Here is a 23327-nt window from a genome sequence, read left to right as displayed (position 1 = left end):
AAGCCAAGCCAAAACGTAGCGTGTGTTAGGCGCAGCCGTAACGCATGAGTTTTAAAGATTTGGTGCGTGGCCCAAGATTCACGCATCTTACCTCTCTTATGTCTGGAGTTTTGAGGTGGCGATCGCACCTGAAAGATGGGCACATTACAAGCAGTTATACATTTGCTGCTAATTAATGAAACCCGTTTTGCGTAAAGGTCAGTTAGTAACATGGAAGGATGATCGAGGCTTTGGCTTCATCCAAGCAAGTGATAGTGACAAGCAGGTTTTCCTACATATCACTGCCTTGAAAGACCCCAGCCACCGACCTCAAGTAGGGGATGTCATTTACTATCAGCTCAGCGTTGAGCAAAACGGAAAAGCCCGTGCTTCACATGCTTCTATTCAAGGAGTAGCGCCCAAGCAATCACCCCCTTCCTCAGTTTCTACGACAAAGGTAAAGACGACGCCAAAGCTAACTCGCTGGTCTTCTTCCCTGACCTTACAGATGTCCCTGTTATCTTTGCTACCTGGACTGGGATCGATTCACTTCATGCTGAAAACCGCTAACCCAATCCCGCTAATTCTTTACCCACTCATGAGTGGAATTACCTTTGCTCTATATGCCGATGACAAATCTCGTGCCCAACAAGGGCGATGGCGAATACCGGAAAAGACTTTACACCTGTGTGAATTGATGGGCGGATGGTTGGGAGCATTCATTGCTCAGCGGAAGTTGCGTCACAAAAGTATTAAAGCTTCCTATCAATCTACCTTTTGCGCCATCACTGCGGTTCATCTATGTTTCTGGTTATACTGGTTTTTTGGTGAATCATTAGTCAATTTGTATTTAAGTAGTAGCTTCAGTAAATAGTTGACTCGAAAGCCAATTGAGAACGGGAGCGATCGCCTCACCACACCTCCCTGGCTAAAACTGCTCAGCGTTCTAATTCATTAAAGCCTTTCATTAGGAACATTAATCAGAGTTGGGGCAGAAACCAACTAAAATTAATTACCTATGATGGGAATCGAGCCGCCTTTATGAAGAAATTGATCAAAGGTCTGCGGGAGTTTCAGGCCGGATATTTCAGCCAACACCAAGACCTGTTTGAACAACTCGCACATGGTCAGAAACCGAGAGTGCTGTTTATCGCTTGCTCCGATTCCCGGATTGACCCCAATTTGATTACTCAAGCCCAACTGGGGGAATTGTTTGTTATCCGCAATGCAGGTAACTTAATTCCTCCCTTTGGGGCCGCGAATGGTGGAGAGGGCGCAGCCGTAGAGTATGCAATTCACGCCTTGGGAATCGAGCAGGTCATTGTGTGTGGTCACTCGCACTGCGGAGCTATGAAAGGCTTACTCAAGCTCAGCAGCTTAGAGGAAGAGATGCCCCTGGTATACGAATGGCTCAAGCATGCCGAAGCCACTCGCCGTCTGCTCCGAGAGCATTACAGCGATCGCGAAGGCGAAGAACTTTTAGAATCGGCGATCGCAGAAAACGTGATTACCCAACTGGAAAATCTGAAAACCTACCCAGTGATCCACTCTAAACTCCACGAAGGCAAGCTGGCCCTCCACGGGTGGGTCTACAGCATCGAAACTGGAGAAGTCTTGTCTTACGATCCGGAGGAACACGAATTTCTGCCGCCTCACAGCAAAATCTCGTCGAGAACTTGGCCCAACTTTGCGGTTACCGAATCAAAGCCTGCGCCTCCAGAGCCCAAGCCTAGTCGTAATTTTCCAGAAGATGAATTGTCTGCTTATAGCTGGCTACCCCGCGAGCAAGCGCACCGGATTTATCGCGGCTCCTATTAATCGCTGATATTGAATCGCTGATTAATGGATTGCCTGCCAAAAAGTCATTAAATCGCGCTGCTCCCACATCATCAGCACCCCTGCGATCGCCATACTCGCCATCACTAATTGATGGAATTGGCGATCGCTGATTTTTTGGAGAATGCATTGCTCAGCCCAAGTAGCGGGCTTATTTGAGTAGAGATCCTACTGGTGGCGCTCGCCTCACCTTACTGGATGAGCTAGCCGCAGGAGGGCGATTGTTTTTTCGCTCAGTAAGCTAGAAGAAAGGTCAAGATTGATCTTCCAAGCAACTAAAAGTCCCTGCGATCGCTTTTTTCAAGGGCTGAGAAAAAGCGATCGTTTTCTTATAAGAAACTATTCTGCAATCACTTCTAAACTAACTTTGACTTGATGCTGGCAAGTTTTATTAAAAGCTTCTTCAATCTTGGGTAACCAGCGTTGATTCACCCGAAATAAGGCACTAGAGCTAATACCAATTCTGGCTTGATGACCATCAAAAGATAAGAGGCGGCTTTGCTGACGTAGCAAAGATTGAGTACTAGGAGGCCGTAGCTGGCCTAGAACTTTTTGCCAGAGTTGATTTAAATCTAAAGGTAGTTCTGCTGATGAGTGGGGAGGCAATACAGGAATCTGAGGCTCTTGTTGCTGGGCTTTTAGCTCTTGAATCGCTGCTTCTAAACTGGTTAGTTGTTCCCAAGATAGAGGACATTGCCACGAACCAATTTGGATGGAGAGTGAAGAATTAGCGGATTCCGAGGTGTAATCCAATTGAGTTTTGGAAGAGTTGAACTGTAACGACTGAGCTTGAATAAACTCGATAAAACTGCGTAGTCCCCCACTATACAGCAGGTCTTCTAAACCCAGAACTGCTTGTCCGTCTTGTAATTGGACCATCCCGGTGGGCAAGAAACCCGCTAAAAACAAATGGTATTCGGGTTGGGCTTCGTTCACTTCTTCCCGAATCCAAATACAAACTACTACAGAGTTTTTTTCAACTTCGGCTTTACTAACCACCCACTGAATTTTGTTGGCTTTGGTGTGGCAAGCTTTGACCTGAATACTAATTGCTGGATTGGCGGCTAAACGCAAATACCCAATGGGAAATAAATCCCCCGTCAAATAACGGCTGAGATATTGATAACTGCGAATATAAGTAATAAATAGCTTCCATTGCCGAGCATCAAAAGCCTCACTCGTATCATTACCTGTGATATCGCGATAGCTACCTTTCGCGACTAAATTACTCAACTGTCTTTTAATGACAGATTCACCCAGCTTCCCCGTTAAATGCTTAATAAAAACATCGTGTACTGGAGCGGTGTTTTTATAACGCTCAGCCAACAGCCAGGAGGCATCTCGGAGTTGCTTAAGCTTTTGACTACTGACAAACGCTAATTCACTAAACTGATTTTCGACCTCGCAAAATAGCAGATTTTCTGTCCCAGACTTGAACCGCTTAATAAAGTCAGCCTGTTGGGATCTCAGCAATGTTTTCCAATCCATGCTCAGGGGTCTCAGCGATCGCAAATCTAGACCGAATAGAGAGTAGCTAGCGCATATCGTAACCGAACAAGTTCGGATTCACCTCGCCCAATTGCAAATTTGCGAGACCATATTCTGCCCAACGGCGATCGACCATGGCTGCGGTATCTGGGTCAGACTCCAACGCTGCGCCCCATTCGTGATTGGTTTCTGGCGGGATCTTGGTTGTGGCATCAATGCCCATACGGCCCCCAAGCCCAATCTTTTCGCTAGCAAAATCGAGCGTATCGAAAGGCGTTTCCGGCAAGATAAACACATCCCGCACCGGATCAACTTTAGAAGTAATCGCCCAAACCACTTGGCGCGGATCACGAATATTGATGCTCTTGTCCACCACAATCACAAATTTGGTGTAGGTGAACTGGGGGAGCGCACTCCAAAACGCCAATGCTGCCCGCCGCGCCTGACCTGGGTAGGCTTTGTCAATGGAAATGATCGCCGCTTTGTAGCTGAGGGCTTCCATCGGCAAGAAGAAATCGACAATTTCAGAAACTTGTTGTCGCAGAATCGGGGTGTAAATCCGGTTCAACGCGATCGCCATCATTGCTTCTTCTTTGGGTGGGCGACCACTAAACGTGGTGAGGTAGATCGGGTCTTTACGCTGGGTGACACAGTGGAAGCGAACTAGGGGGGAATCTTCCACCCCGCCGTAATACCCCATGTGATCCCCAAAAGGCCCATCCGGCAGCATTTCGCCAGGGGTAATCGTGCCTTCTAAGACAAATTCAGAATCTGCCGGAACTTCGAGATCAACAGTTTTACACTTCGCCAGATTCACCCCAGAGCCGCCATACAACCCTGCAAACAGCCATTCTGACAGGTCTACTGGGATTGGCGTAGCTGCTGCCATGATGATGAGTGGATCGACACCTAGGGCGATCGCCACTTCCAGCTTTTTGCCTCGCTCTGCGGCTTTGCGTAAGTGCCGCGCCCCACCCCGGACCGACAGCCAATGCACCGTCATCGTTTTATTCGATTGCAGTTGCAGCCGATACACGCCGACATTGGGAGTCCCCGTTTCGCAGTCTTTGGTAATCACCAAGCCCAGCGTGATGATCTTGCCTGCATCCCCACAATAGGGGCGAATCATCGGGATTTGGTTGAGGTCTAATTCATCTTCGTGGAGCACCACTTGCTGACAAGGCGGAAACAAATCTCGCCCTGGTTTGGCCCGCAGCACATCAAACAGAACTTTGCCAAACTCCACCGCTTGAGCAATCTTCTTGGGCGGCTTGGGTTGTTGCAACATACTGAGCTTTTTACCCAAAGCTTCTAGTTCCTCAGGTTGCTCCATGTTCATGGCCCAGCAGATGCGCTCCACCGTCCCCATTGTGTTGACAGCGACCGAATAAGGAGAACCTTTGACGTTCTCAAACAGTAGGGCTGGCCCGCCTTGCTGCAACATTCGGTTAGAAATTTCAGCAATTTCTAGGTCTGGGTCAACCAGGGCAGAAATGCGTTTGAGTTGCCCTCGCTGCTCTAACTGTTTTAAGAATCCCCGCAGGTCTCGCGCCATGATTAAGATGTGTAAACCGTCCTCTCTCATTATGCGGCGAAACCTGGCTACTATTCGCCGAGAGAGGGAATTGAGCGTTTAATGATAAATTATGTCTCTCTAATGCCGTGCCAGACTGCGTGATGGGTAGCATAGTGCCAGATTCGTGCGCCTGATTGAGCGCTTTAGGTTCCCCTCTGGCAAGTGCGACGTTCGTTATGACCATTCAAAAACTTCCGCTCGAAGCCGTACAGAAAGTCAGGCAGTACATCAAAAGTAACCTGGCACTTCCAGAATCAGAGAACTACCCCAAGCCTCAAACTTTGTTTGATACCAGCGAGGAACCGCCAGAGCCAGAGTCTCTAGACGCGCTGGGCGATTTGTTTAAGTTTGCCAGTCTTCCTGAAGAAGAAACCCCTTCACCCAATACAGAGGGGCATTGGTTTGTGAGCGCTGTCAATCCAGGCTCAACCTTGCTAAAGCTGCCAGGATTAAAGCTAAAACCAAACTTTCGCTTAGCTGGTTATCTGTATCGAGTCCCAGAAGGGGGAGCTGGGTCGATTTGGGCTTTGCCAGAGGAGTTTAGTACGACCGCCCAACTAGAACAAGCTTTGGCCGCTAGTGGCGATCGCGCTCAGCCACCTCAACCTAGCGGTGCTCTAGTAGATTTTATGGAGGCCGTGGAGGGCGATCGCTCGCCTTCGTCTTATCTAGTGGCTTCCATCCTCAGACGAGAACTCCAAGAGTTTGGCGTCCTCGGAAAATACTGTGAATGGAGCCATCACCATCTGATCAATACGATTCCGCTTCAGATCAAATGGCAGTGGCGTAAGGCAGCTCCCAAAGATCTAATACCTAAAGTGGCAAGCTTCCCAGATGGTCGGGTCGCCGTTGAGTTCTTTACCTGTCGAGTTGTGCCTCCGGTGGCTATCTTCCGACATCTTGATCAATACGTAGCGGGTACCTACAAAGCTACCTGTGCCGATCAAGCCTTAGCGATCAAGGTTTAATCTCACCTTAAAGCCGTGTCGGTTCAGCTAGAGAACTGGGCGTAACTGTTACCTGCTTGACTTCACCCACTTTGCCCAATGGCTGAGCGGGGCCGCGATTCATTGTCAGGACCACTCCCCCAGCATTTCCCGCTAGCAAGGTGAATTGTTTTTGAGCAGTCCAAGTTTTCTGAGTCCCTTGGGGTAAAGTGCCCTCAAAGGCTATTTTGCCATCCACAGTCACTTCCACCCAGGAATCCTGGGTTAGGTTCACAGCCGCTTCAATGGGTGCAGCAGTGCGAGGAGTTGTGGGTGACTTAGCCGCTGTTGCAGGCTGAATTGCTTTTTTGGCTGACTGCAAGGCTGCTGGCTTTTGCTCCGGTTTTTGCCCTAGCTTTTGACTTTGGACTTGTCCTGGTTTCTGCGCTGGCAAATTGGGTGTCGCGGGTTTGGGTCGGTTCAGCAGCGAGATTGCACCCAGGACTAGCACTGCGATCGCTAACCCCGCACTTCCTGCCAAAACTGTGGAGCGGGGCAGCTTTTCCAGCCTAGAGAGCACAGATTGTCCAGATAGTTTTGTCTGAGGCTCTGGTTCCGAAACTTCTGGCGGCGGTGGGGGAGCGGCTTCTAAAGGGAAGGTCTGAGCTAAAGCGGTACCATCTAAACCGACTAGATCGCCATAGCGACGAATAAATCCTTGAATAAACACAGGTTCGGGCAACAGATCCGTCTCACCTGCATCTAATGCCCGTAGCAGCCGCAAAGGGATATAAGTTTTAGCCGCCACTTGTTCTAGGGTAATCCCCTGGGCTTCCCGCGCTTGGCGCAACTGGGTGCTAATGGCTTGCAGCTTTTCAACCTGATTTGGATCTAAAGGATTCACCGGATTTTCCTACCCAGGACTACACACTGCTGGTAATCGAGAATTCGAGCGACTCATCACTGACCTTTCTCCAGCAGGATACCAGTCTGAGGGATTAAAGGAAACACAACTGCTAAGGCCTCACTGGATTTGACTGTATTTGGCCCAAACCAGTCTTAGCCCAAACAACAAACAGAATTATTTCTTGAGAGAGAACGCTGATTTCTGTAAACAAAGGGAGAATTTACAGGCAAGCTTGGGGACTGGGATTTCAGGTTTATGAAAATCGATCATGTCCATTTTTACGTGGAAGATGCTACAGCCTCACGGGACTGGTTTGAACAAAAGTTAGGATTTCAATCTGTAGCTGCGATCGCTCAGTCAGACACCCTTACAGAAGTGGTACAGCATGGTTCGATTTACTTTGTGCTGTCTTCTCCCCTGAGTGACACTAGCCCCGTAGCTCAATTTTTACAGCAGCATCCTCCTGGTGTCGTGGATGTCGCCTTTCTGGTTCAGGATTTGGCGGAGGTCATGTCACGGGCGATCGCCCAGGGTGCTCAAGTACTAGAACCTGTGCAACAGCAGCAACAAACACAAGGTTGTCTTCAGTGGAGCCAAATTGCGGCTTGGGGCAGTCTGAAACACACCTTGTTGCAGCGATCTGGTTTAACTCCGCTATTGCCGCTAGGAAATGAATCGGGAAACTGTGAGCCAGTCACTTTAACTTTTACCCAAATTGATCACGCTGTTTTGAACGTAGGCTTGGGTGAGCTAGAACCCGCGATCGCTTGGTATGAAAGAGTTTTAGGATTCCAACCCCAACAGCAATTCGCCATCCAAACCGAGTATTCCGGATTACGCAGCCAAGTATTGGTGCACCCGGAGGGGGGAGCACAACTGCCGATTAATGAACCCACCTCTGCCAGTTCACAAATTCAAGAGTTTCTTGACCTGAATCGTGGCCCTGGCATCCAACACATTGCTTTGCAAACCGATGATATTGTGGCGGCGATCGCCCAACTGCGACAAAGGGAGCTATCCCTGCTGTCAGTGCCCAAAACTTACTATACCCAGCTCCAGCAGCGTCCCGGATTTGATCTAGCTGCCACGGATTGGCAAGCGATTACTAGGCAGCAAATTCTAGTGGATTGGCAATCGGAAGTCTCTCCGGCTCTACTGCTACAAACTTTTACCCAACCGATTTTTAGGCAACCCACTTTCTTTTTTGAGCTGATTGAGCGACAGGTTTACAGCCGGAACGGCCAAGTACAACAAGCTCAGGGGTTTGGCGAAGGCAATTTTCGTGCCTTATTTGAAGCGGTAGAGCGGGAACAGTTGAAACGCCTCTCTTAGCCTTAAATCGTTCCTTAGGGAGACCTTCCTAGGCAGCCGTAGGCAGGTGATGAGGTTTGCAGTACTGTATACAAAAAGTTAATAGAATCTTTTCACCTTCGCCAATGCTAAGGCTCATTACCGACTTCGACGGTCCGATCATGGATGTTTCCGATCGGTACTACCTCGTTTATCAATATTGCTTAAATCAGGCAAAACGCTCTGGACAAACAGTTCAGACACTTTCCAAAGCAGAATTTTGGCGGCTCAAGCGATCGCGCGTCCCCGAACCACAAATTGGTTTACGCTCCGGGTTAGACGCAGTCCAAGCCGTCGAGTTTGCTAGGTTGCGTCGTACCACCATTCATACTTTGCCTTACTTAGCTTATGACAGCTTGATCCCCGGTTCCGTTGCTGCCTTGGAGCGCGTTCAACAAGCAGGCGCTGACATTGCCATCATGACCATGCGCCGCACCTGGGAGCTGAAGTATGTCTTTCAGCGCTATGACTTAGAGCGATTCTTTCCTACTGATCGCTGCTACTGCCTCAGCGACAACTACATCAAGAACAGCGATGTCAAAGAAAAGCCACTACTTATGGCCCAAGCGATCCAGGAGTTACCCCCCGCTAGCGAAACCTGGATGGTCGGCGATACTGAAGCAGATATTGTGGCGGCTCAGACCTATGGAGTCAAGGTGATTGCTGTCCTGAGTGGCATCCGCGATCGCGCCCAGCTTGAGCTATATCAGCCCACCTTGATTGTCAACAACCTGAGTGAAGCTGTAGAAGTGATGCTTGATCAGTTTTGGCAACAAACGGGGCAAATGAACATTGCCTAACGCAAAAAGCTACTAATCAGCCAGAGCAGCAACAAAGTAACCCAAGACGCAAAAGCATTGCTATCAATGCTGAGTGCAGCCAGTGGCGCTGCCAGGAAAGGAAATAGCTGTAGACCTATAACAATCCCTAAAGTAGAACCAACCAACGTCAGCAAGAAGACCCGAAAAAACTTGTGCTCCTTGCGGTTCAGGAAGTACAAACTTACCCCAACACCTAGAGCTAAGGCCAAACCAGGAGCGTACAAACTCAACGCACCCAAACCCGCAAACAAAGTGGCAGGCCAGAGCACATCCGAGCGGCTAGGAGTATCTAAAACTAGAAGATTCTGTAACCAGGCTGGCGCTTTGGAAGCAGGCGCAGGCGCTACCGCAGGAGGAGCAGGCGTAATCTTCTCAGGAAACCGAATCCGATCGGGCACCTTGATCCGACCCTCTTGGCGCATCCGTAGGCGATCCATCAAAATCGCATCATAGGATGCCTCAATCATTTCTACTCGCTTGCGATCGCTAGCATGCTCTTCTACCAAGCGATTACGAGCATCTTGGATTTCATCAAACGAAGCGCTCTCATTCAACCCAAGCGTTTCGTAGGGATTGTGATCACTCATCTCAAACCTCCGAGACCCCCACTATACTCAATTATGATCGGCAACAGGAAAAATAAAATTAGCGAGCAGCCAGTGCAAGCCTCGATCGCCCCCGTCGGAACTTCTAGAAACAAGTGTAACCGCCAATCCCTATTCTCTGGCTAGAGTCTCACAGCGGCCACTGACAATTCATCACTTTAACTTCATTAATCGGGCATTAATCGGGCCAAAGTAACGCGCAGACTTAATCAATTAGCAGAAAAATCTCCAAAAAATGTCACAAATTAAAACATGAACCCCAGAAGGCAAAAAGATCAGTTAATTTGAGGTGTCCCACGACTGCTGATTTCGCCCAAACGATTGGCAGTCAGCCATTCCCTGTAGATAATTGTCTAAAATGCTAGTTGCATCATCCTAGTGCGACTTTATTGTCAATCTAAAGTCCCGAGTAGTGCCCCACTTCCTATCCTAATTGTTCCAGTAATTTGTTCTCTGTAGATCTACAGTTTTAGTGCAAAGTTATGGCCATGGCCCCCGCCAATAAAATTCTGGTTGTTGATGATGATCCTGCGGTTCGTAATTTGATTCACCGCTTCTTAGCCAAACAGAACTACCAAATGGAGTCGGCAGAAGATGGTAAGACTGCCCTCACTCTCTTTGAACAGTTTGACCCTGACTTAGTGATTCTGGATGTCAATCTGCCCGATGCAAACGGCTACAACCTGTGCCAGGAAATGCAGGGCCGCACGAATGTGTTTGTCTTGATGCTGACAAGTCGCACAGATGAAGCCGATAAAATTAGAGGCTTTTCTCAAGGGGCCGACGACTACATCACCAAGCCTTTTAGCTTGGGTGAGCTAGGCGTACGAGTCGAGGCACTCTTACGACGAATTCGAGAGCGCACCCCAGCAGAGCAACAATGTCTAGTGTTCGACAAACTGGTGATTGACCCCGTACGGCGCGAAGTCACCCTCAACAGCGATATTGTGCCGCTCACGGCTCTGGAATTCGACTTGCTACATTTTTTAGCCGCTCATCCCGGTCGGGTTTGGCGGCGAGCAGAACTGATTCAAGAAGTTTGGGACTACGAATATGTGGGGGATCAGCGGGTCGTTGATGTCCATATTGGTCAGATCCGCAAAAAAATCGAGGTAGATACCAGCCAGCCAAATTTGATTCAGACAGTGCGGGGTGTGGGCTACAAGTTTGAAGCACCGCTGGCCGAGAAGCAAGCTGGAAGTGCTTAAGCGCCACCCACTATCAGCCGAGTATCAGAGGAGCACGCATCACCAACTTGTGACTCACCTAACTTTTGAGCCTTGGTTCGTTGCACTCTAAAAGGCGGGGGCTCAGGGTGTACTTCTCCTAACTCTTATTGCGTGACTCCATCTCTGGCCCGGAAGCTAGCGCTTGAGGCAGTTTTTCCGGCAGGCAAAGCGTAAAGCAGCTGCCCTTGCCGACTTCGGATTGCAGCGTCAGATCCCCATCGTGTAGTTGCGCCAATTTTCTGGATAAGGCCAGACCGAGACCTGTGCCTTCGTATTTACGATCTAACCCTGCGTCTAATTGTTGGAAAGGTTGAAAGAGTAAAGCTTGGTCTGTGGCTGAAATACCGATTCCGGTATCGATTACGGAAAACTGGAGCATAGCGCGATCGCCTGCTTCCGTTTCCATTAGTTGCTTCTGGACCTGCAAGGTAATGGAGCCAGCCTCAGTAAACTTGACGGCATTGGAGAGCAGATTAAATAAGATTTGCTTTAGGCGACGATGGTCAGCCACACAAGTGCTGACATCTGGAGCGATCGCCAAAATTAGTTGGAGTTGACGATTGTGCGCTCGTTCTTGAATCAGAGACAGACAAGCCTGACAAACATCCTCAACCACCATGGTTTCTAAGGCTAATTCTTCTTTGCCCGCTTCAATTTTAGAGAGATCCAGCAAATCGTTAATCAGCTCTAACAAATGTTCGCCGCAAGAGGCAATGCCCATAACGTACTGTTGTTGCTTCTCGTTTAAGGGGCCAAAAATTTGTTTGATTAAGAGATTGGAGAATCCTAAAATTCCGGTTAAAGGCGTGCGAAGTTCGTGGCTCATGGTCGCGAGGAACTCACTTTTAGCATGGTTGGCTGCCTCCGAAATTATTTTTTCTTCCTTTAGCTCTCGGGTCCGTACTTGCACTAGCTGCTCCAAGTTTTCATAGCTCTTAGCATTGTAGAGGGCGATCGCGGCTTGATCCGCAATTCGTTCAACCAAGCGGATTTCGTCGTCTGCAAAGGTGCGGTAGCAGGTCGTGGTTTGTAGGACTAAGCCTCCAAATAACTGGTCGCGAATGAAGATTGGCACTCGCAAAACCGAAAGCGTTTGGCTTGGCTCTACTTGATCTCGGTAAGTAGACGGTTTAACGGTATCGGCAAAGCGAGGCGCATGTAAAACTCTGCCCCAGAACACATCCGAGTTTGGATCTAAGCGATCGGCCCAAGTAGATAGAGGAGCCTTGAAATCTAGCACAGAAACGATTTGTTCATGCGCTCGCCATTCATTGAGCACATGAACATACTTTGGATCTAAGGCAAAAATGGTGACGCGATCAACCCCAAAGCACTCCCCGGTGCATTCCACAATCTCCTGCAAAATGTAGTTTGGATCGCGGCTGGAGTTGAGGTCACGGCTGATTTGATTCAACAACTGTTCGCGCTGGGCTTGCTGCTGAATTTGTTGGAAGAGTTGCGCTTGGTGAATGGCGATCGCACATTGATCTGCAACCGCTCGCACCAAAGACACTTCATTGACAGTCCAAGATCGTTCGCGATCGCACTGATGTAGAGAAATAGCGCCCAAGCATTCCTCTTGGTAAAGCAGGGGCATCATCAACAGCGATTGGATCCCAAACTGTTGCGCTAAAGTGCGAGGCTCAGGCCGTGAGATTTGACCCATGCACTCGACTTGCAGCGTTTGTCCCTGGTCGATAGACTCCCGATAAGAGGTGGAGATCGGACAGGTATAGCCTAGGATTTCTGCTCGATGAACCGTAGCAGCGCTGACATATTGGGCGGTCATGGCACCGTCAGCCTTGGGTTGCACAATCACGCAACGATCGGCCTTGAGAGCTGTGTGCAATTGGTCTGCGGTGGTTTGCAGCACCTCTTCTAGCACGAGCGTCCCCCGCATCGCCTGCACAATGCGATTAATCATGGCTTCCTGCTGAGCTTGCTGCTGAATCTGGGCCATTGCAGCTTGCTGCTGTCGCCGGAGGGCAAATTCTTGTAACGATCGCATCAGCACAGTTGGCAAGCGAAACAAACGCTCCTTCAACACATAATCCGTCATGCCTGACTTGATGCAGGCCACCGCAGCTTCTTCACCCAAGCTGCCTGTGACCAAAATAAACGGGATTTCTGGCTGAACTTGTTGCCAGATTGGCAACACCTGATAAGCCGTGAAACCGGGCATGCGATAGTCGGAGAGCAGGGCGTCAAAGGGTTGAGTATTCAGCAGCTGCTGACAAACCTCAAGAGTGTCAGCGGCCTCGTAAGTAAAGATAATTCCTGCCGATTTCAAAGTACGGACGATCAGCTGCAGATCTGCCCTCTCATCCTCCATAATTAACAAACACAGGGGAGAGGGCTGAGGTGAATCGGGCTGAGGTGAATCGGTTTGAGGCATCGCTTGAGCACAGTCGAGCATACAGCCGCAGAAACGTAAAATCGCAACGAAGTTAAACTGCCATCAGTTTAGTCAAGGCGCTGGACTCACTGAGGCATTCAAGCACTCTCCCAAATCGTAGCAAGCATTGTCTACGGTTGGAGGTGCGCCCAGCAAGTAGCCACAACTTGAGTTAGGATACTTGTACTATTGATGCTTAGTTGTTTTTCTATGTCCAGTTCTAACTAAGGCCCATCAGCGCTTCATTAAAACTGTTGCAGTTAGCAATAAAAGTTTAGTTTAAGTAGAAAGGCACAAGAACATGTGCCTCCTACGTCAGGGTGAGTTGCCATAGACGGTGGCATCGAAAGAGATGAGTTGCGGAACTCATGCAGCCAATAATTGGGATTTGAGTCATATCTTGCAAGCCTTAGCTTGGGCGACCTATCGCGATCGCGGCTTAAGCTTGGCCCTCTGGATTGCGATTCCGCATCTGCCACGCTAGCTCTAGCATTTGGTACCAGCGCTTTTGCACTTGCTTGAGCGTGCACTTGAGCGATTGGGCGATCGCTTGGTCGTTGGCTTGGTTGCGCTTGAGTTGCAGAATTTGCTGTTGCTCAGCTGAGAGTTGCGCCGTAAACGCTTCCCACTGTTGCGAGGACAAACCCAAGTTGGCATCCAGGTCAGCACCTAACCACTGATGCACCAGTTGCCAGTTGTTGGAGCGAGAGAACTTTTCCAGATGATACTTGAAGCGCTGTTGCAGATAATCACGTTGACGCGGAGTCAGGCCTAGCACCTCATCAATTTCGGGCACTGACATATCTTGCAGTTTCAGTACTAGGTAATCCACACAATCCGATTGACCTTGAGCATCCAAATACTCCACCAGCTCAGCAATTACGCGATCGCGCAATACCGCTTCTGAGGGGTCTACGGTATCTGCTACCATTTGCTCGCGCACCTGCTGCATCGCTGCCGAACGGCTGTAAGCTTCTGCTTCTTCACCCTTGGCTGACTCCACCGCCATCTCAATGTCCAGAGCCGTTTCAGGGGGTTGCCGCTTCGCAAAGCCTTGAGCCCGCAACACAATCAATTGCTGATTCCGCCGACCAGGGAGCGTAATCCGCCGCTTGGCATACTGCTCACTGAACGCCATATACTCGGCTAGTTCCAACTGGGTGCGGGGAGTGTAGTCTGCTGGCAACTCGTTTTCCCGCCGAAACGCTTTGAGCGATTCGATATAAAACTGTTGAAGAAAATCTTCAATTAAGTTGTAGCGGGCTTGAAAGCCTAGCTGAGTTCTAGCTGCCGCCACATGACGATATACCATCGCACTCAGCGTTCCGTGCAGCTCTACCCGACCCTGCCGAGAGCCTAAACGATAGTAAGAAAGGCACTTACGCAGACGATGTTGCGCCAGCGCCACTTGCCAAGACTGCACTCGACCGGATGTTTGAATGCGATCGCTCTTTTGGCAAATGCGTTCTGCCTCGCGGACAATCCGATCCACTACCGCTTGGGCTGTAGTACTAGCCGTCTTAATTTCAGGCCGCAGTTCTTTCAGTAGCAAGTGAGACAAGCTTTGAGTATCCATCTCACCCAAAGCATCAGACTCGGCCTGTAAGCCGTTAGAGTCGGCATGGAGATGAGAGTTAGTAAATTTCTCTGAAGCGTAATAAGTTCTGGAGGCAGGTTGACTGAAGGGGCTGAAGGAATTTGTAGATTCGGCGTTCATGGATTTGACCCTGGTGATGCACAGCAGCGAAATGTAGCCCAACTCTAAGAGCAACTGGGGATAGCTTCTAGATAGCTTGTGTCCCAATCGCGTCTCAACGTTGTCTACACCTTGACTTTAAGAAGTCACAGTGAGCCGTAGATAGATGAATGTGTCACTCTTTCAAGTAACTGCTTGCTGTCTTGCACCCTGATATAGCAGCGGTTGTCTAGTCCATGCGTGCGAGCCCTGACTCCATCAGCAATAGAGGGATTTTGAGCTGTGGCGATCGCCTTGGATGCCGAAGAGTGTCATCTACTGCATCCGGTGGACAATTCGTTAACTGGTTCGCCGAAGCTGAAGGAAAACTCTAATTAACTTCCGCTGCCCAAGCAGTTACCGCTTCCCATCCCAGACCTTTACGCACTAGGATTGGTTCCTCTGATGTCAAATCCAAAATGCTGGAAACCTGATACCCTGGTTCCGACCTATCATCGACAATGACATCGACCAACTTGTCGAGTTGATCAAATAGCTCAAACCGCGAAATCCCTGGGTTAGTCTTGGTTTTAGGCTGACCGTCCGTTTCCTCATCAACCAAGTGAGCAGAGGTGGAAATAATCGGGTTGCCCAGCGCCTTGAGCATCGCAGAACAAACCGGATGGTCGGGCACTCGAATTCCTGTAGTCTTGCGCTTAGGATTCATGACTAGTCGGGGCACCAACTTGGTCGCCGGAAGCAAGAAGGTGTAAGGCCCAGGAATCAAACGCCGCATCATGCGGTAAGCCGGATCACTCACATACGCATAGTCAGCAATATTGGAGAGAGAAGAACACAAAAAGGTCAAAGGCTTATCGTTGGATAACTGCTTGATGCGTCTCACTCGTTCCACTGCCGATTTTGCGTTCAAATCACAGCCAATTGCATAGACTGTGTCGGTAGGGTACAGCACGACTGCCCCTCGTTGTAACGCCTCCCTAATTTCTTCTATTCGCCTCACTTGAGGTGTATCCGGATGGACGTTGTAGATTGTGGCCATAAAAATTTTTCTCCCTCAAACCCCACACTTAAGACAGCTTGATGCTGAATCAAGACTGAGTTTTAATAATTTTGCTAATTTGGCTTGACTTAACCGATGGAAATTGGATTGGTGTATGAGTAAGCTGGCTTACCTGGAATGCCCGACCGGAATTGCGGGGGATATGTGCTTAGGAGCGCTAATCCACGCAGGCGTGCCCTTGGAGTACTTGATCGAGCAACTTAACCGTTTGGGAATTTCAGATGAATATCGGTTGCGGACAGAGTCAGTGCAACGAAATGGACAGCAAGCAACCAAAGTTCATGTCGATTTGAGGCCCAACTCCAGTTCAGAGTTTGTTTCTGAACCAGTTGAGCAACCGTACACTACGTTCGTCCATTCCCATTCTGCTACAGAACCTGCTCAAGCTGCTACGCATCATCACGCTGATTCTGGCTATGCTCACGCTGACCATGTTCACACTCATCATGCTCACTCTGAGCATCCTCATCCTCACCCCAACTCGCAACCCAGCCAGCCTGACGGTGGCGAACCTCAAACAAAAAACCACCACAGGCAGGCTCGCCACTTACCAGAAATCGAACACCTAATTAAAGCCGCTCAGTTGCCTACGCGGGCCGAAGCTTGGAGTTTAGCCGTGTTTCAGTGCTTGGCCGTAGCGGAGGGGGCGGTACATGGAATTGCTCCCGAGCAAGTGCATTTTCACGAAGTGGGCGCGACCGATGCCATTGTGGACATTGTTGGCACTTGTCTGGGCCTAGATTGGCTCAACATTGACCACCTTTACTGCTCACCCATGCCGACGGGTGGGGGCATTATTAGCGCGGCTCATGGTCGCTTGCCTGTGCCCACTCCAGCCGTACTGAAGTTGTGGGAAATGCGTCAAGTCCCGATTTACAGCAATGGCATCGATCGCGAACTGGTCACCCCCACTGGAGCCGCGATCGCCGTGACTCTGGCTACAAAGTTTGGACCACCGCCGACGATGACACTTCAAAAAGTGGGCTTAGGCGCTGGTTCTCGTGATTTATCCATTCCTAATATGGTGCGTCTGTGGCTAGGAGAAGGAGAAGCAAGTTCTACAGAAGCACAGCAGCACTGGCATTCTGGCGATCGCCCTAGCCATCTCGCTCAGGAACCCGAACTCAATAAAAATAACACCTCACCCCCAGCCTCTCTCCCTAGGGAGAGGGGTGCCGCAAGCGGGGAGAGGTCAGGGCCTCCGCTAGAAACCGTGGAAGTGCTAGAAACTCAGATTGATGACCTGAATCCCCAGGCGATCGGTTATGTCTTTAATGCTTTGTTGGCAGCGGGTGCCTTGGATGTATTTACTCAGGCGATCGCGATGAAGAAATCACGGCCCGGAGTGCTATTAACCGCAATTTGCCACCCAGAGCAAGTGGCTGATTGTGAAGCAATAATGTTTCGAGAAACCAGCACCTTGGGCATTCGCCGCTCCACCCAGCAACGCCGGATTTTGGCTCGCGAAATTCAGCAAATTGAAACGGATTATGGATCAGTTCGAGTCAAAGTTGCGTGGGCAGGACCAGGGAAGGAAGGGGCGATCGCTAATGTTCAACCTGAATACGAAGACTGCGCCCAGATTGCTCAACAGCAGAATCTGCCCTGGCGAGAAGTTCACCGAGTCGCGCTGCAAGCTTGGTATCTCCAACAAAAGAAGGCCGCATCAGGTGGCACAATCCATACCTCACCTGACCGACCTTATCGCTGAATTGAAGAATGAAAAGTAGCTAGAGGAAATTAAATCCTATTGTGGCGACTAGCAGCACTAGCTAGCCTTATCGATCGCTCGTTGGGTATTACGAGCCGCTTCGCTAGCTTTGTCTTGAACGTAGCTAGAAGTCTTGTTTACTGCTTGCTTTGCGTTACCAACTAGATCCTGGTCTGCGACTTTGCTCAGGCCTTTGCTAGCACTCTTGGCATCATCACGGATATTATCTGCTTGGTCTTTCACATTGCTGGTGACCCGGTCAGCTTTCTTGTCAAAAGATTTGCTGTCTCGCTTGAGGTTGTCACCTAGCTGTTCTAAGTTCTCGCCTTTTTTGTCAAGGATCCGCTTGCTATTGGTGCCAATATCGTCAGTTTGGTCAATCACATTGCGCTCAGCGTTATCAACCAAACCTTTGGCTTGAGTAGAAGTTCTGGATTGCACACCCTTGTTGTAGCGAGCATCCGTATCACTGTAGCCGTTCATGCCACCTTGGTAGTTTTGCTGGCGATGTCCAGGGATGCCTTGAGCAGGGCTGTTGCTATCTCGGCCTTGAGTACCGCTGCTCTCTCTAGCTTGGGCACCACCTGAGCAAGCGGCAGTAGAAATCATCAGAACGCCTGCCAAAAATACCGCAAGAACTTGGCTCAGGCGAATCTTTTTAAGTGCAGAAACCAATCTTTTCATACGAAGTACTCCGTTGTATTTTCTTGAGTGAATTGACACTAAATTTCAAGGACTCCAACTAGCAACTCAACGATTTCTTAGATAGGCTTTTAGGTGCGCTTAAAGTCACGTTTCAGCACAACTTGGGCAGCTTTATTGATACGAAAGCATTGTCTTTTTTTAAGGAAAAATTATGCTTCCTGCAATTAGTTCTGCACTGCTATCGCGTTGAAGTTGAAGTCCTAAAAGAAGAATTAATAGCGTCGCTTGGCAGGATCGGGGGCCAATTCTGGCTTCTCTAGAGCAGAATCACCCGTTTCTTTCACAAAAGCAGAAGCGTCTTTGAACTGCTCGCCAATTCTTTCCATAATCTTTTCGCCCGGATCACTGCGATCGATCACAGGTTGGCGCTCTTTAGGAAACTGTTTGACTTGCGCTTGCAGTTCTTTTTGTGCTCTAGTTCCGATCGCGGGATTGTTAGTACTGCCAGCATTAGCGCTAGGGTAAAGTACATCGTCCGAATTGCTCTGAATATCACCGATATTGCTAGCAGCGATCAATTGAGGAGCAACGAGTTGCAGATCAGCCCGATTACCGCGAACCGCTTTAGCATCAGTAGAGGCTTTGTAGTTGGTATAGCCGTCTCCACCACCCTTGTGCGGGTTGTTGTTACCACCCATTTGCACAGGAGGATTTTGGGGACGAGCGCCATTCACATCTCCACTGTTACAAGCAGTACTGATTACCAGTAGCACGCCTGCTATAAAGACAGTTAAAATTTGACGTATTCGTACTTTTTCGAGAAAAGCGATTAAATTCTTCACAGAAGACTCCTTATTAGCTCAGTGCATAAGGGCTCATGCTTAATTAAAAGTGGCCCTCTTACAGAGAAATGACAGCTCAAAATTCCTACGGGCTGTTGCTGTAGGATCATCACAGGGGCAGTAGGAGTTGAGCTAGAAACTTTTTCACTGATACCTGTTCAGCTTACGCAGAGGGTTCGATCGCATCCTCTAGCCGAGGTCACATTCTCCACATCCGATCTCAGCTATTTTTCTCTAACCCTAGAGAGAGCGATTAGGAAGCGATCGCAAATCAACGTATTGATTAACACATTCAAGACCTGACTCGCTGGGGTGAAGACTCGGCCACAGAAGGTTTTTATGCTGTTGTGACTGGTCCCAGTCACAAGCTGGTCACAGTCACAAGCATTGTGCAAACGGATCGGAGTAATTCTGGATCATGGCCTTTGACTACGATCTACTTGTCATCGGGGCGGGTTCTGGTGGCTTAGCAGCGGCTGAGCGGGCAACGACTTACGGAGCGCGAGTGGCGATCGCAGAATTAGCCGCAGTCGGAGGCACTTGCGTCAATCATGGCTGTGTCCCAGAAAGACTACTGAACTACGCCGCTAGTTTTGCCGATGTTTGCTCGGATGCAGCAGGATATGGCTGGAACACTGCACCCAGTTCATTTAGTTGGGCCAAGTTTGTGCAAGCCAAAAACCAGCAAATTGAAAAGCTGCACCAAGTTCATCAGCGGCATCTCGACTCTGGCAAAATAGCTGTCATTTCAGGTCAAGCGGTCTTTGTAGATGCTCATACCTTACAGGTGGGAGAGCAGTCAGTAACAGCCGCCAAAATTTTGATCTCCGCGGGAGCTGAGTGGGATCAACTGCCCATCCCAGGCGCAGAACATTTGATAACTTCCCGTGAGCTGTTTAACTTACCTGAGTTGCCTCAACGCCTTGCCATCATTGGAGACAATTATATTGGCGTGAAATCGGCTAGCAGCTTAAACAGCTTAGGTTCCCAAGTGTTTCAAGTAATTCCATCCGACTCCATCTTGGCTGACTGTGACCATGAGCTAGCCAGTGCTGTGCAGGCAGGTCTAGCCCGACGCGGAGTCAGCTTTCGCTGTCACAGCCAGTTATTAAAAGTAGAGCGCAGTGCGGCAGGTTTAGAGCTGACGCTCTCCGATCGCGATGAGACTCTAACCGTTGATGTTGTGGTTGCGGCCACTCAGCGCCACCCCAAAACTCAAGGTTTGAAGCTAGAAAAAGCTGGAGTTCAGCTTACAGCTCAAGGCACGGTCGCGGCGGATGAATATAGCCGCACGACCCAACCCAATATTTTCGCGATCGGAGATTGTACCTCTCGCACTAGCCTCACACCCGTGGCGATCGCCTCTGGTCGAGCCATGGCAGATACGGAATTTGGCCCCCAACCCCACGCAGTCGATTACAACTTAATTCCGGTTTCAGTAGGTTTTCAGCCAGAGGCAGCAACGGTAGGTCTCAGTGAGGCTCAGGCACGTACGCAATTTGGTGAAGCAGTGCAGTGCTACCGAACTGAGATTCGGCCTCTCTCGCAAAAGTTGACTCCCCGCCATGAACCAGGGCTGCTGAAATTAGTGGTTGAAGCTCAATCGCAACGGGTGGTAGGAGCACATCTAATCGGTGAACATGCGACCGAAATTATTCAATGCCTAGCGATCGCCATGCGGCTGGGTGTCACGAAACCCCAACTCAATCAAACGATGGGTCTACATCCCTCGATCGCTGAAGAACTGATTAATTTATGATTTATCGGAAATCCAAGAGAAGGATGAGGGAAGAAATGCAAGAGATGAAGGTGACTAGGCAGGGGAGCAACGATTAAGATATGGCTGATTGCATTTAGCAGTATCTGGCGATCGCCCCTCTCCACCCAAGTCATACATCATGAAGCAAATTGGTGCCCGCCTCAAGCCTTATCTACGATGGGTTGTCCTGGGTGGCACCCTGATTTTTTTAGCAAAAGCGCTAAAAGATCATTGGGAGGACGTGGTTGCCATTCGCCTAGAAGCAACAGGTTGGCTTTATTTGGCGATCGCGCTGGGTGTGACGTTGATTGCCCATGTTTGGTCAGGTTGGGTTTGGGGTTGGATTTTGCGAGAACTTAACCAACCCGTCAGCGGCTTCTGGGCAGTAGCGGTCTACCTCAGAACCAACATTGCCAAATACCTTCCAGGCAACATCTGGCACTTTTATGGACGCACTCAAGCCGCTACCGCTGTAGGTATTTCGCTGGGTGCAGCCACTTTAAGCGTGCTACTAGAACCTCTATTAATGGCAGCGGCAGCCTTACTGATTGCTTTGGTCGGGAATCGCAGCGCTAGTTGGGGTTGGCAGATTGTCAGCTTATTAGTAGTGCTGGCGAGTGTTCATCCTAAAATTCTCAATTTCGGCATTCAATTACTCAGCCGCTTGAAGGGTAAGGCGACTGATGCCCCTGACAATTCCTCCAACCTTCGCATTGCTCGCTACCCCATCCGACCTTTACTAGGAGAGATGGGCTTTGTGGGCATCCGAGGCGCTGGTTTCCTTCTGACTTTCCTCGCCATTAGTCCTTTGAATACCAGCCAAATTCCTCCCCTCTTCAGCGCCTTTGCTCTAGCTTGGCTATTAGGGTTGGTCGTGCCCGGAGCCCCTGGAGGAATTGGGGTTTTTGAAGCCACGGCGATCGCTTTATTAGGGCGGCAATTTTCTCCAGGTTTGCTTTTGAGCGTAGTTGCCTTGTATCGCCTGATTAGCATTCTGGCTGAGTCTATTGGCGCTGGGCTTGCTTGGTTAAGCACTCCTCAGAAATAAAAACAATCAATAGTATGACTAAGCTCAATTCAAGGCTGCGCTCTACTTTCCGTCTGGCAAATCGAGTTTATTATTTTCGATTTCCGATGCTTCGGGCAGGAATTCAAGCTCAACAGCTAGTTCTAAAGAGTTGTCACTCTTGAGCTGGGAGAAAATTTTGTAAGTGTCTAAATCAGTGTGAGATATTTCATAGGTATCTTGCTTTTTATGGTTCATTTTAATCAGGTTATACTCAACATTCTCGGCATAAATAGCAAAGGTGATATTAAATACTTCCATGAAAGTAATCACCCACTGGCACTCTTCTTCCGAGAAACCTTCGTAGTAACGCACTAGCTCAGCAATACAAGCTTCTAGGTGAGTTCGAGCATGACTACAAATCAAAATCAACTTCAGTAAGACAATGACTAATGTGAGAGGATTCCCCTGAGATAGTAATAAGGCAAATAGGGGAGAGGGTTCTCCTTTTTGTTCAATTGTTAAATACTCAATGACTCGATTGCAGGTTCTGAGCAAGAGCGCGCTGCTTAAAACTTCATCATGATAGTTTTCGTAAAGAGAATCAAACTTCTCAGATAACTTTTTTCGTAGTGTATCCACAAAGTCTTGATTCTCAACTGCAAAAGCTAAATACTCTTGTAAGCTAGCCTTAAATTCTTTATAAGTTGATTGCTGAGTTTGCTTGAGAAAAATGTTAGCAACATTAGCATAATTAAAAGGCCCCCGTCTGGCAACAATCGCTTTCGTTAAACGGATTACTTCATCCCCTAAAGCGGTGGGATTTTTGGGAGCTTTACTGCCTAAAGTAGATGACTGCGATCTAGCAATATACATCGCCAAATCAAACTTAAAGCGGTCCTTTAACTGCCTGGAAAGGGCTCTGGCTGCTTCTCGTTGCTCAATAGGGTTTTTCAAGTCAACGAATTGAGGCACTAGAAGAAACGCGGTATATCTTTGTGTCCAGTGACCGTCCTGATCATCATACCGAGAGACAAATAACTTAAGCTCTTCAAAATCTTGGCTATTAACAAAGTTTAAAGTCCAGGTTCTCAACCGCTTTAAAGTTGGAGAAACTGTGTGTCGAGTAATTGATGGATCAGAAAAAACTTGAATTAAATCTTGAATTGCTTTGTGCTGCCGCTTCGTACCCCAGTTGTTAACCAGAATGTAGCAAGAGCGCTTTAGAGTATTTCTAAACTCTTCTTCGTTATTGGCAAAAACAATTTCGTATAAAGCCGGAACAACCGCAGAACTACTGGAATCGGCGTGATGAATGAAGAGACGCTGAAATTCTAAAAGAACATCTTCCGGGGGGCGCGCATTGACGATTTCCAGCAAAAAGTTGAACAAAACTTCCTGAGCTTGTTGCGTGCTGCGCTTGGATTTATGAAGCTTGCCAGAAGAGTCATTGTGGCGATCGCTTGTCAAAACGTCCCCAGTCATTATTACAGAAC

General features: G+C 49.0%; 19 protein-coding genes. 9 read left to right on the top strand and 10 right to left on the bottom strand.

Annotation, left to right across the window (positions count from 1 at the left end; all coding sequences use genetic code 11):
- The first annotated feature begins 175 nt into the window (after positions 1-175).
- Together H6F90_RS15870 and H6F90_RS15865 are read left to right on the top strand one after the other, a co-directional pair.
- Positions 176-853: a DUF1294 domain-containing protein gene (locus tag H6F90_RS15870; RefSeq protein ID WP_190553366.1), complete on the top strand. Its 678-nt coding sequence runs from the start codon at positions 176-178 to the stop codon at positions 851-853.
- 167 nt (positions 854-1020) lie between these two features.
- Positions 1021-1797, top strand: a complete 777-nt coding sequence (locus H6F90_RS15865) for a carbonic anhydrase (RefSeq protein WP_190440972.1) — start codon at positions 1021-1023, stop codon at positions 1795-1797.
- 357 nt (positions 1798-2154) lie between these two features.
- Here H6F90_RS15865 and H6F90_RS15860 read toward each other — a convergent pair whose 3' ends face one another.
- Together H6F90_RS15860 and H6F90_RS15855 are read right to left on the bottom strand one after the other, a co-directional pair.
- Positions 2155-3303: a hypothetical protein gene (locus H6F90_RS15860; RefSeq protein ID WP_190553365.1), complete on the bottom strand. Its 1149-nt coding sequence runs from the start codon at positions 3301-3303 to the stop codon at positions 2155-2157.
- 46 nt (positions 3304-3349) lie between these two features.
- Positions 3350-4858, bottom strand: coding sequence for a UbiD family decarboxylase (locus tag H6F90_RS15855; protein ID WP_190553364.1), 1509 nt, complete (start codon positions 4856-4858; stop codon positions 3350-3352).
- Between the two features lie 197 nt (positions 4859-5055).
- Here H6F90_RS15855 and H6F90_RS15850 point away from each other — a divergent pair, with 197 nt between their 5' ends.
- Positions 5056-5847 carry a hypothetical protein gene (locus tag H6F90_RS15850; protein WP_190553363.1) on the top strand — a complete coding sequence of 264 codons (792 nt, stop codon included), beginning with the start codon at positions 5056-5058 and terminating at the stop codon, positions 5845-5847.
- A gap of 7 nt (positions 5848-5854) precedes the next feature.
- On the opposite strand, the gene H6F90_RS15845 is transcribed toward H6F90_RS15850, so the two are convergent.
- Positions 5855-6709 (bottom strand): RodZ domain-containing protein, encoded by an 855-nt coding sequence (locus H6F90_RS15845; RefSeq protein WP_190553362.1) that lies wholly within the window; start codon positions 6707-6709, stop codon positions 5855-5857.
- A gap of 258 nt (positions 6710-6967) precedes the next feature.
- Here H6F90_RS15845 and hppD point away from each other — a divergent pair, with 258 nt between their 5' ends.
- Positions 6968-8044, top strand: a complete 1077-nt coding sequence (hppD, locus tag H6F90_RS15840) for a 4-hydroxyphenylpyruvate dioxygenase (RefSeq protein WP_190553361.1) — start codon at positions 6968-6970, stop codon at positions 8042-8044.
- 104 nt (positions 8045-8148) lie between these two features.
- Entirely contained in the window at positions 8149-8862 is a 714-nt protein-coding gene (locus H6F90_RS15835) for an HAD family hydrolase (RefSeq protein ID WP_190553360.1), read from the top strand.
- Here the strand turns inward: H6F90_RS15835 and H6F90_RS15830 are convergent.
- The gene (locus tag H6F90_RS15830) at positions 8859-9470 is read right to left on the bottom strand and encodes a CPP1-like family protein (RefSeq protein WP_190553359.1); all 612 of its coding nucleotides are present in this window, start codon (positions 9468-9470) and stop codon (positions 8859-8861) included. The two genes, H6F90_RS15835 and H6F90_RS15830, sit on opposite strands and share 4 nt — an antisense overlap.
- Before the next feature lie 506 nt (positions 9471-9976).
- Here H6F90_RS15830 and H6F90_RS15825 point away from each other — a divergent pair.
- Positions 9977-10696: a response regulator transcription factor gene (locus tag H6F90_RS15825; protein ID WP_190440994.1), complete on the top strand. Its 720-nt coding sequence runs from the start codon at positions 9977-9979 to the stop codon at positions 10694-10696.
- A gap of 118 nt (positions 10697-10814) precedes the next feature.
- Here H6F90_RS15825 and H6F90_RS15820 read toward each other — a convergent pair whose 3' ends face one another.
- The 3 genes from H6F90_RS15820 to H6F90_RS15810 all read right to left on the bottom strand — a co-directional run bounded on the left by H6F90_RS15820 (position 10815) and on the right by H6F90_RS15810 (position 15847).
- Positions 10815-13133 (bottom strand): GAF domain-containing protein, encoded by a 2319-nt coding sequence (locus tag H6F90_RS15820; protein WP_242024497.1) that lies wholly within the window; start codon positions 13131-13133, stop codon positions 10815-10817.
- Positions 13134-13551: 418 nt separating this feature from the next.
- Entirely contained in the window at positions 13552-14829 is a 1278-nt protein-coding gene (locus tag H6F90_RS15815) for a HetZ-related protein (protein WP_190553358.1), read from the bottom strand.
- Positions 14830-15178: 349 nt separating this feature from the next.
- A complete protein-coding gene (locus H6F90_RS15810) occupies positions 15179-15847 on the bottom strand; it encodes an L-threonylcarbamoyladenylate synthase (RefSeq protein ID WP_190553357.1) in 669 nt (222 codons plus the stop codon).
- A 115-nt stretch (positions 15848-15962) separates the two neighbouring features.
- Between H6F90_RS15810 and larC the strand changes: the two genes are divergently transcribed.
- On the top strand, positions 15963-17579 hold the full coding sequence (gene larC, locus H6F90_RS15805; protein WP_190553356.1) for a nickel pincer cofactor biosynthesis protein LarC: 1617 nt from the start codon (positions 15963-15965) through the stop codon (positions 17577-17579).
- Positions 17580-17636: 57 nt separating this feature from the next.
- On the opposite strand, the gene H6F90_RS15800 is transcribed toward larC, so the two are convergent.
- Complete coding sequence (locus H6F90_RS15800) at positions 17637-18263, bottom strand: DUF6658 family protein (RefSeq protein ID WP_190441014.1); 627 nt, start codon at positions 18261-18263, stop codon at positions 17637-17639.
- Between the two features lie 233 nt (positions 18264-18496).
- Positions 18497-19066 (bottom strand): DUF6658 family protein, encoded by a 570-nt coding sequence (locus H6F90_RS15795; protein WP_190441017.1) that lies wholly within the window; start codon positions 19064-19066, stop codon positions 18497-18499.
- 418 nt (positions 19067-19484) lie between these two features.
- Between H6F90_RS15795 and gorA the strand changes: the two genes are divergently transcribed.
- On the top strand, positions 19485-20825 hold the full coding sequence (gene gorA, locus H6F90_RS15790; protein WP_190553355.1) for a glutathione-disulfide reductase: 1341 nt from the start codon (positions 19485-19487) through the stop codon (positions 20823-20825).
- 88 nt (positions 20826-20913) lie between these two features.
- Positions 20914-21873 (top strand): YbhN family protein, encoded by a 960-nt coding sequence (locus H6F90_RS15785; protein WP_242024496.1) that lies wholly within the window; start codon positions 20914-20916, stop codon positions 21871-21873.
- Positions 21874-21915: 42 nt separating this feature from the next.
- Here the strand turns inward: H6F90_RS15785 and H6F90_RS15780 are convergent, their stop codons facing one another.
- Positions 21916-23316 carry a hypothetical protein gene (locus H6F90_RS15780; RefSeq protein ID WP_190553354.1) on the bottom strand — a complete coding sequence of 467 codons (1401 nt, stop codon included), beginning with the start codon at positions 23314-23316 and terminating at the stop codon, positions 21916-21918.
- Between the last annotated feature and the right edge of the window lie 11 nt (positions 23317-23327).

Origin of the sequence: Trichocoleus sp. FACHB-591, from assembly GCF_014695845.1 — a bacterium.
Lineage (GTDB): Bacteria > Cyanobacteriota > Cyanobacteriia > FACHB-46 > FACHB-46 > Trichocoleus.
This window is presented reverse-complemented; position numbering and strand designations above follow the sequence as displayed.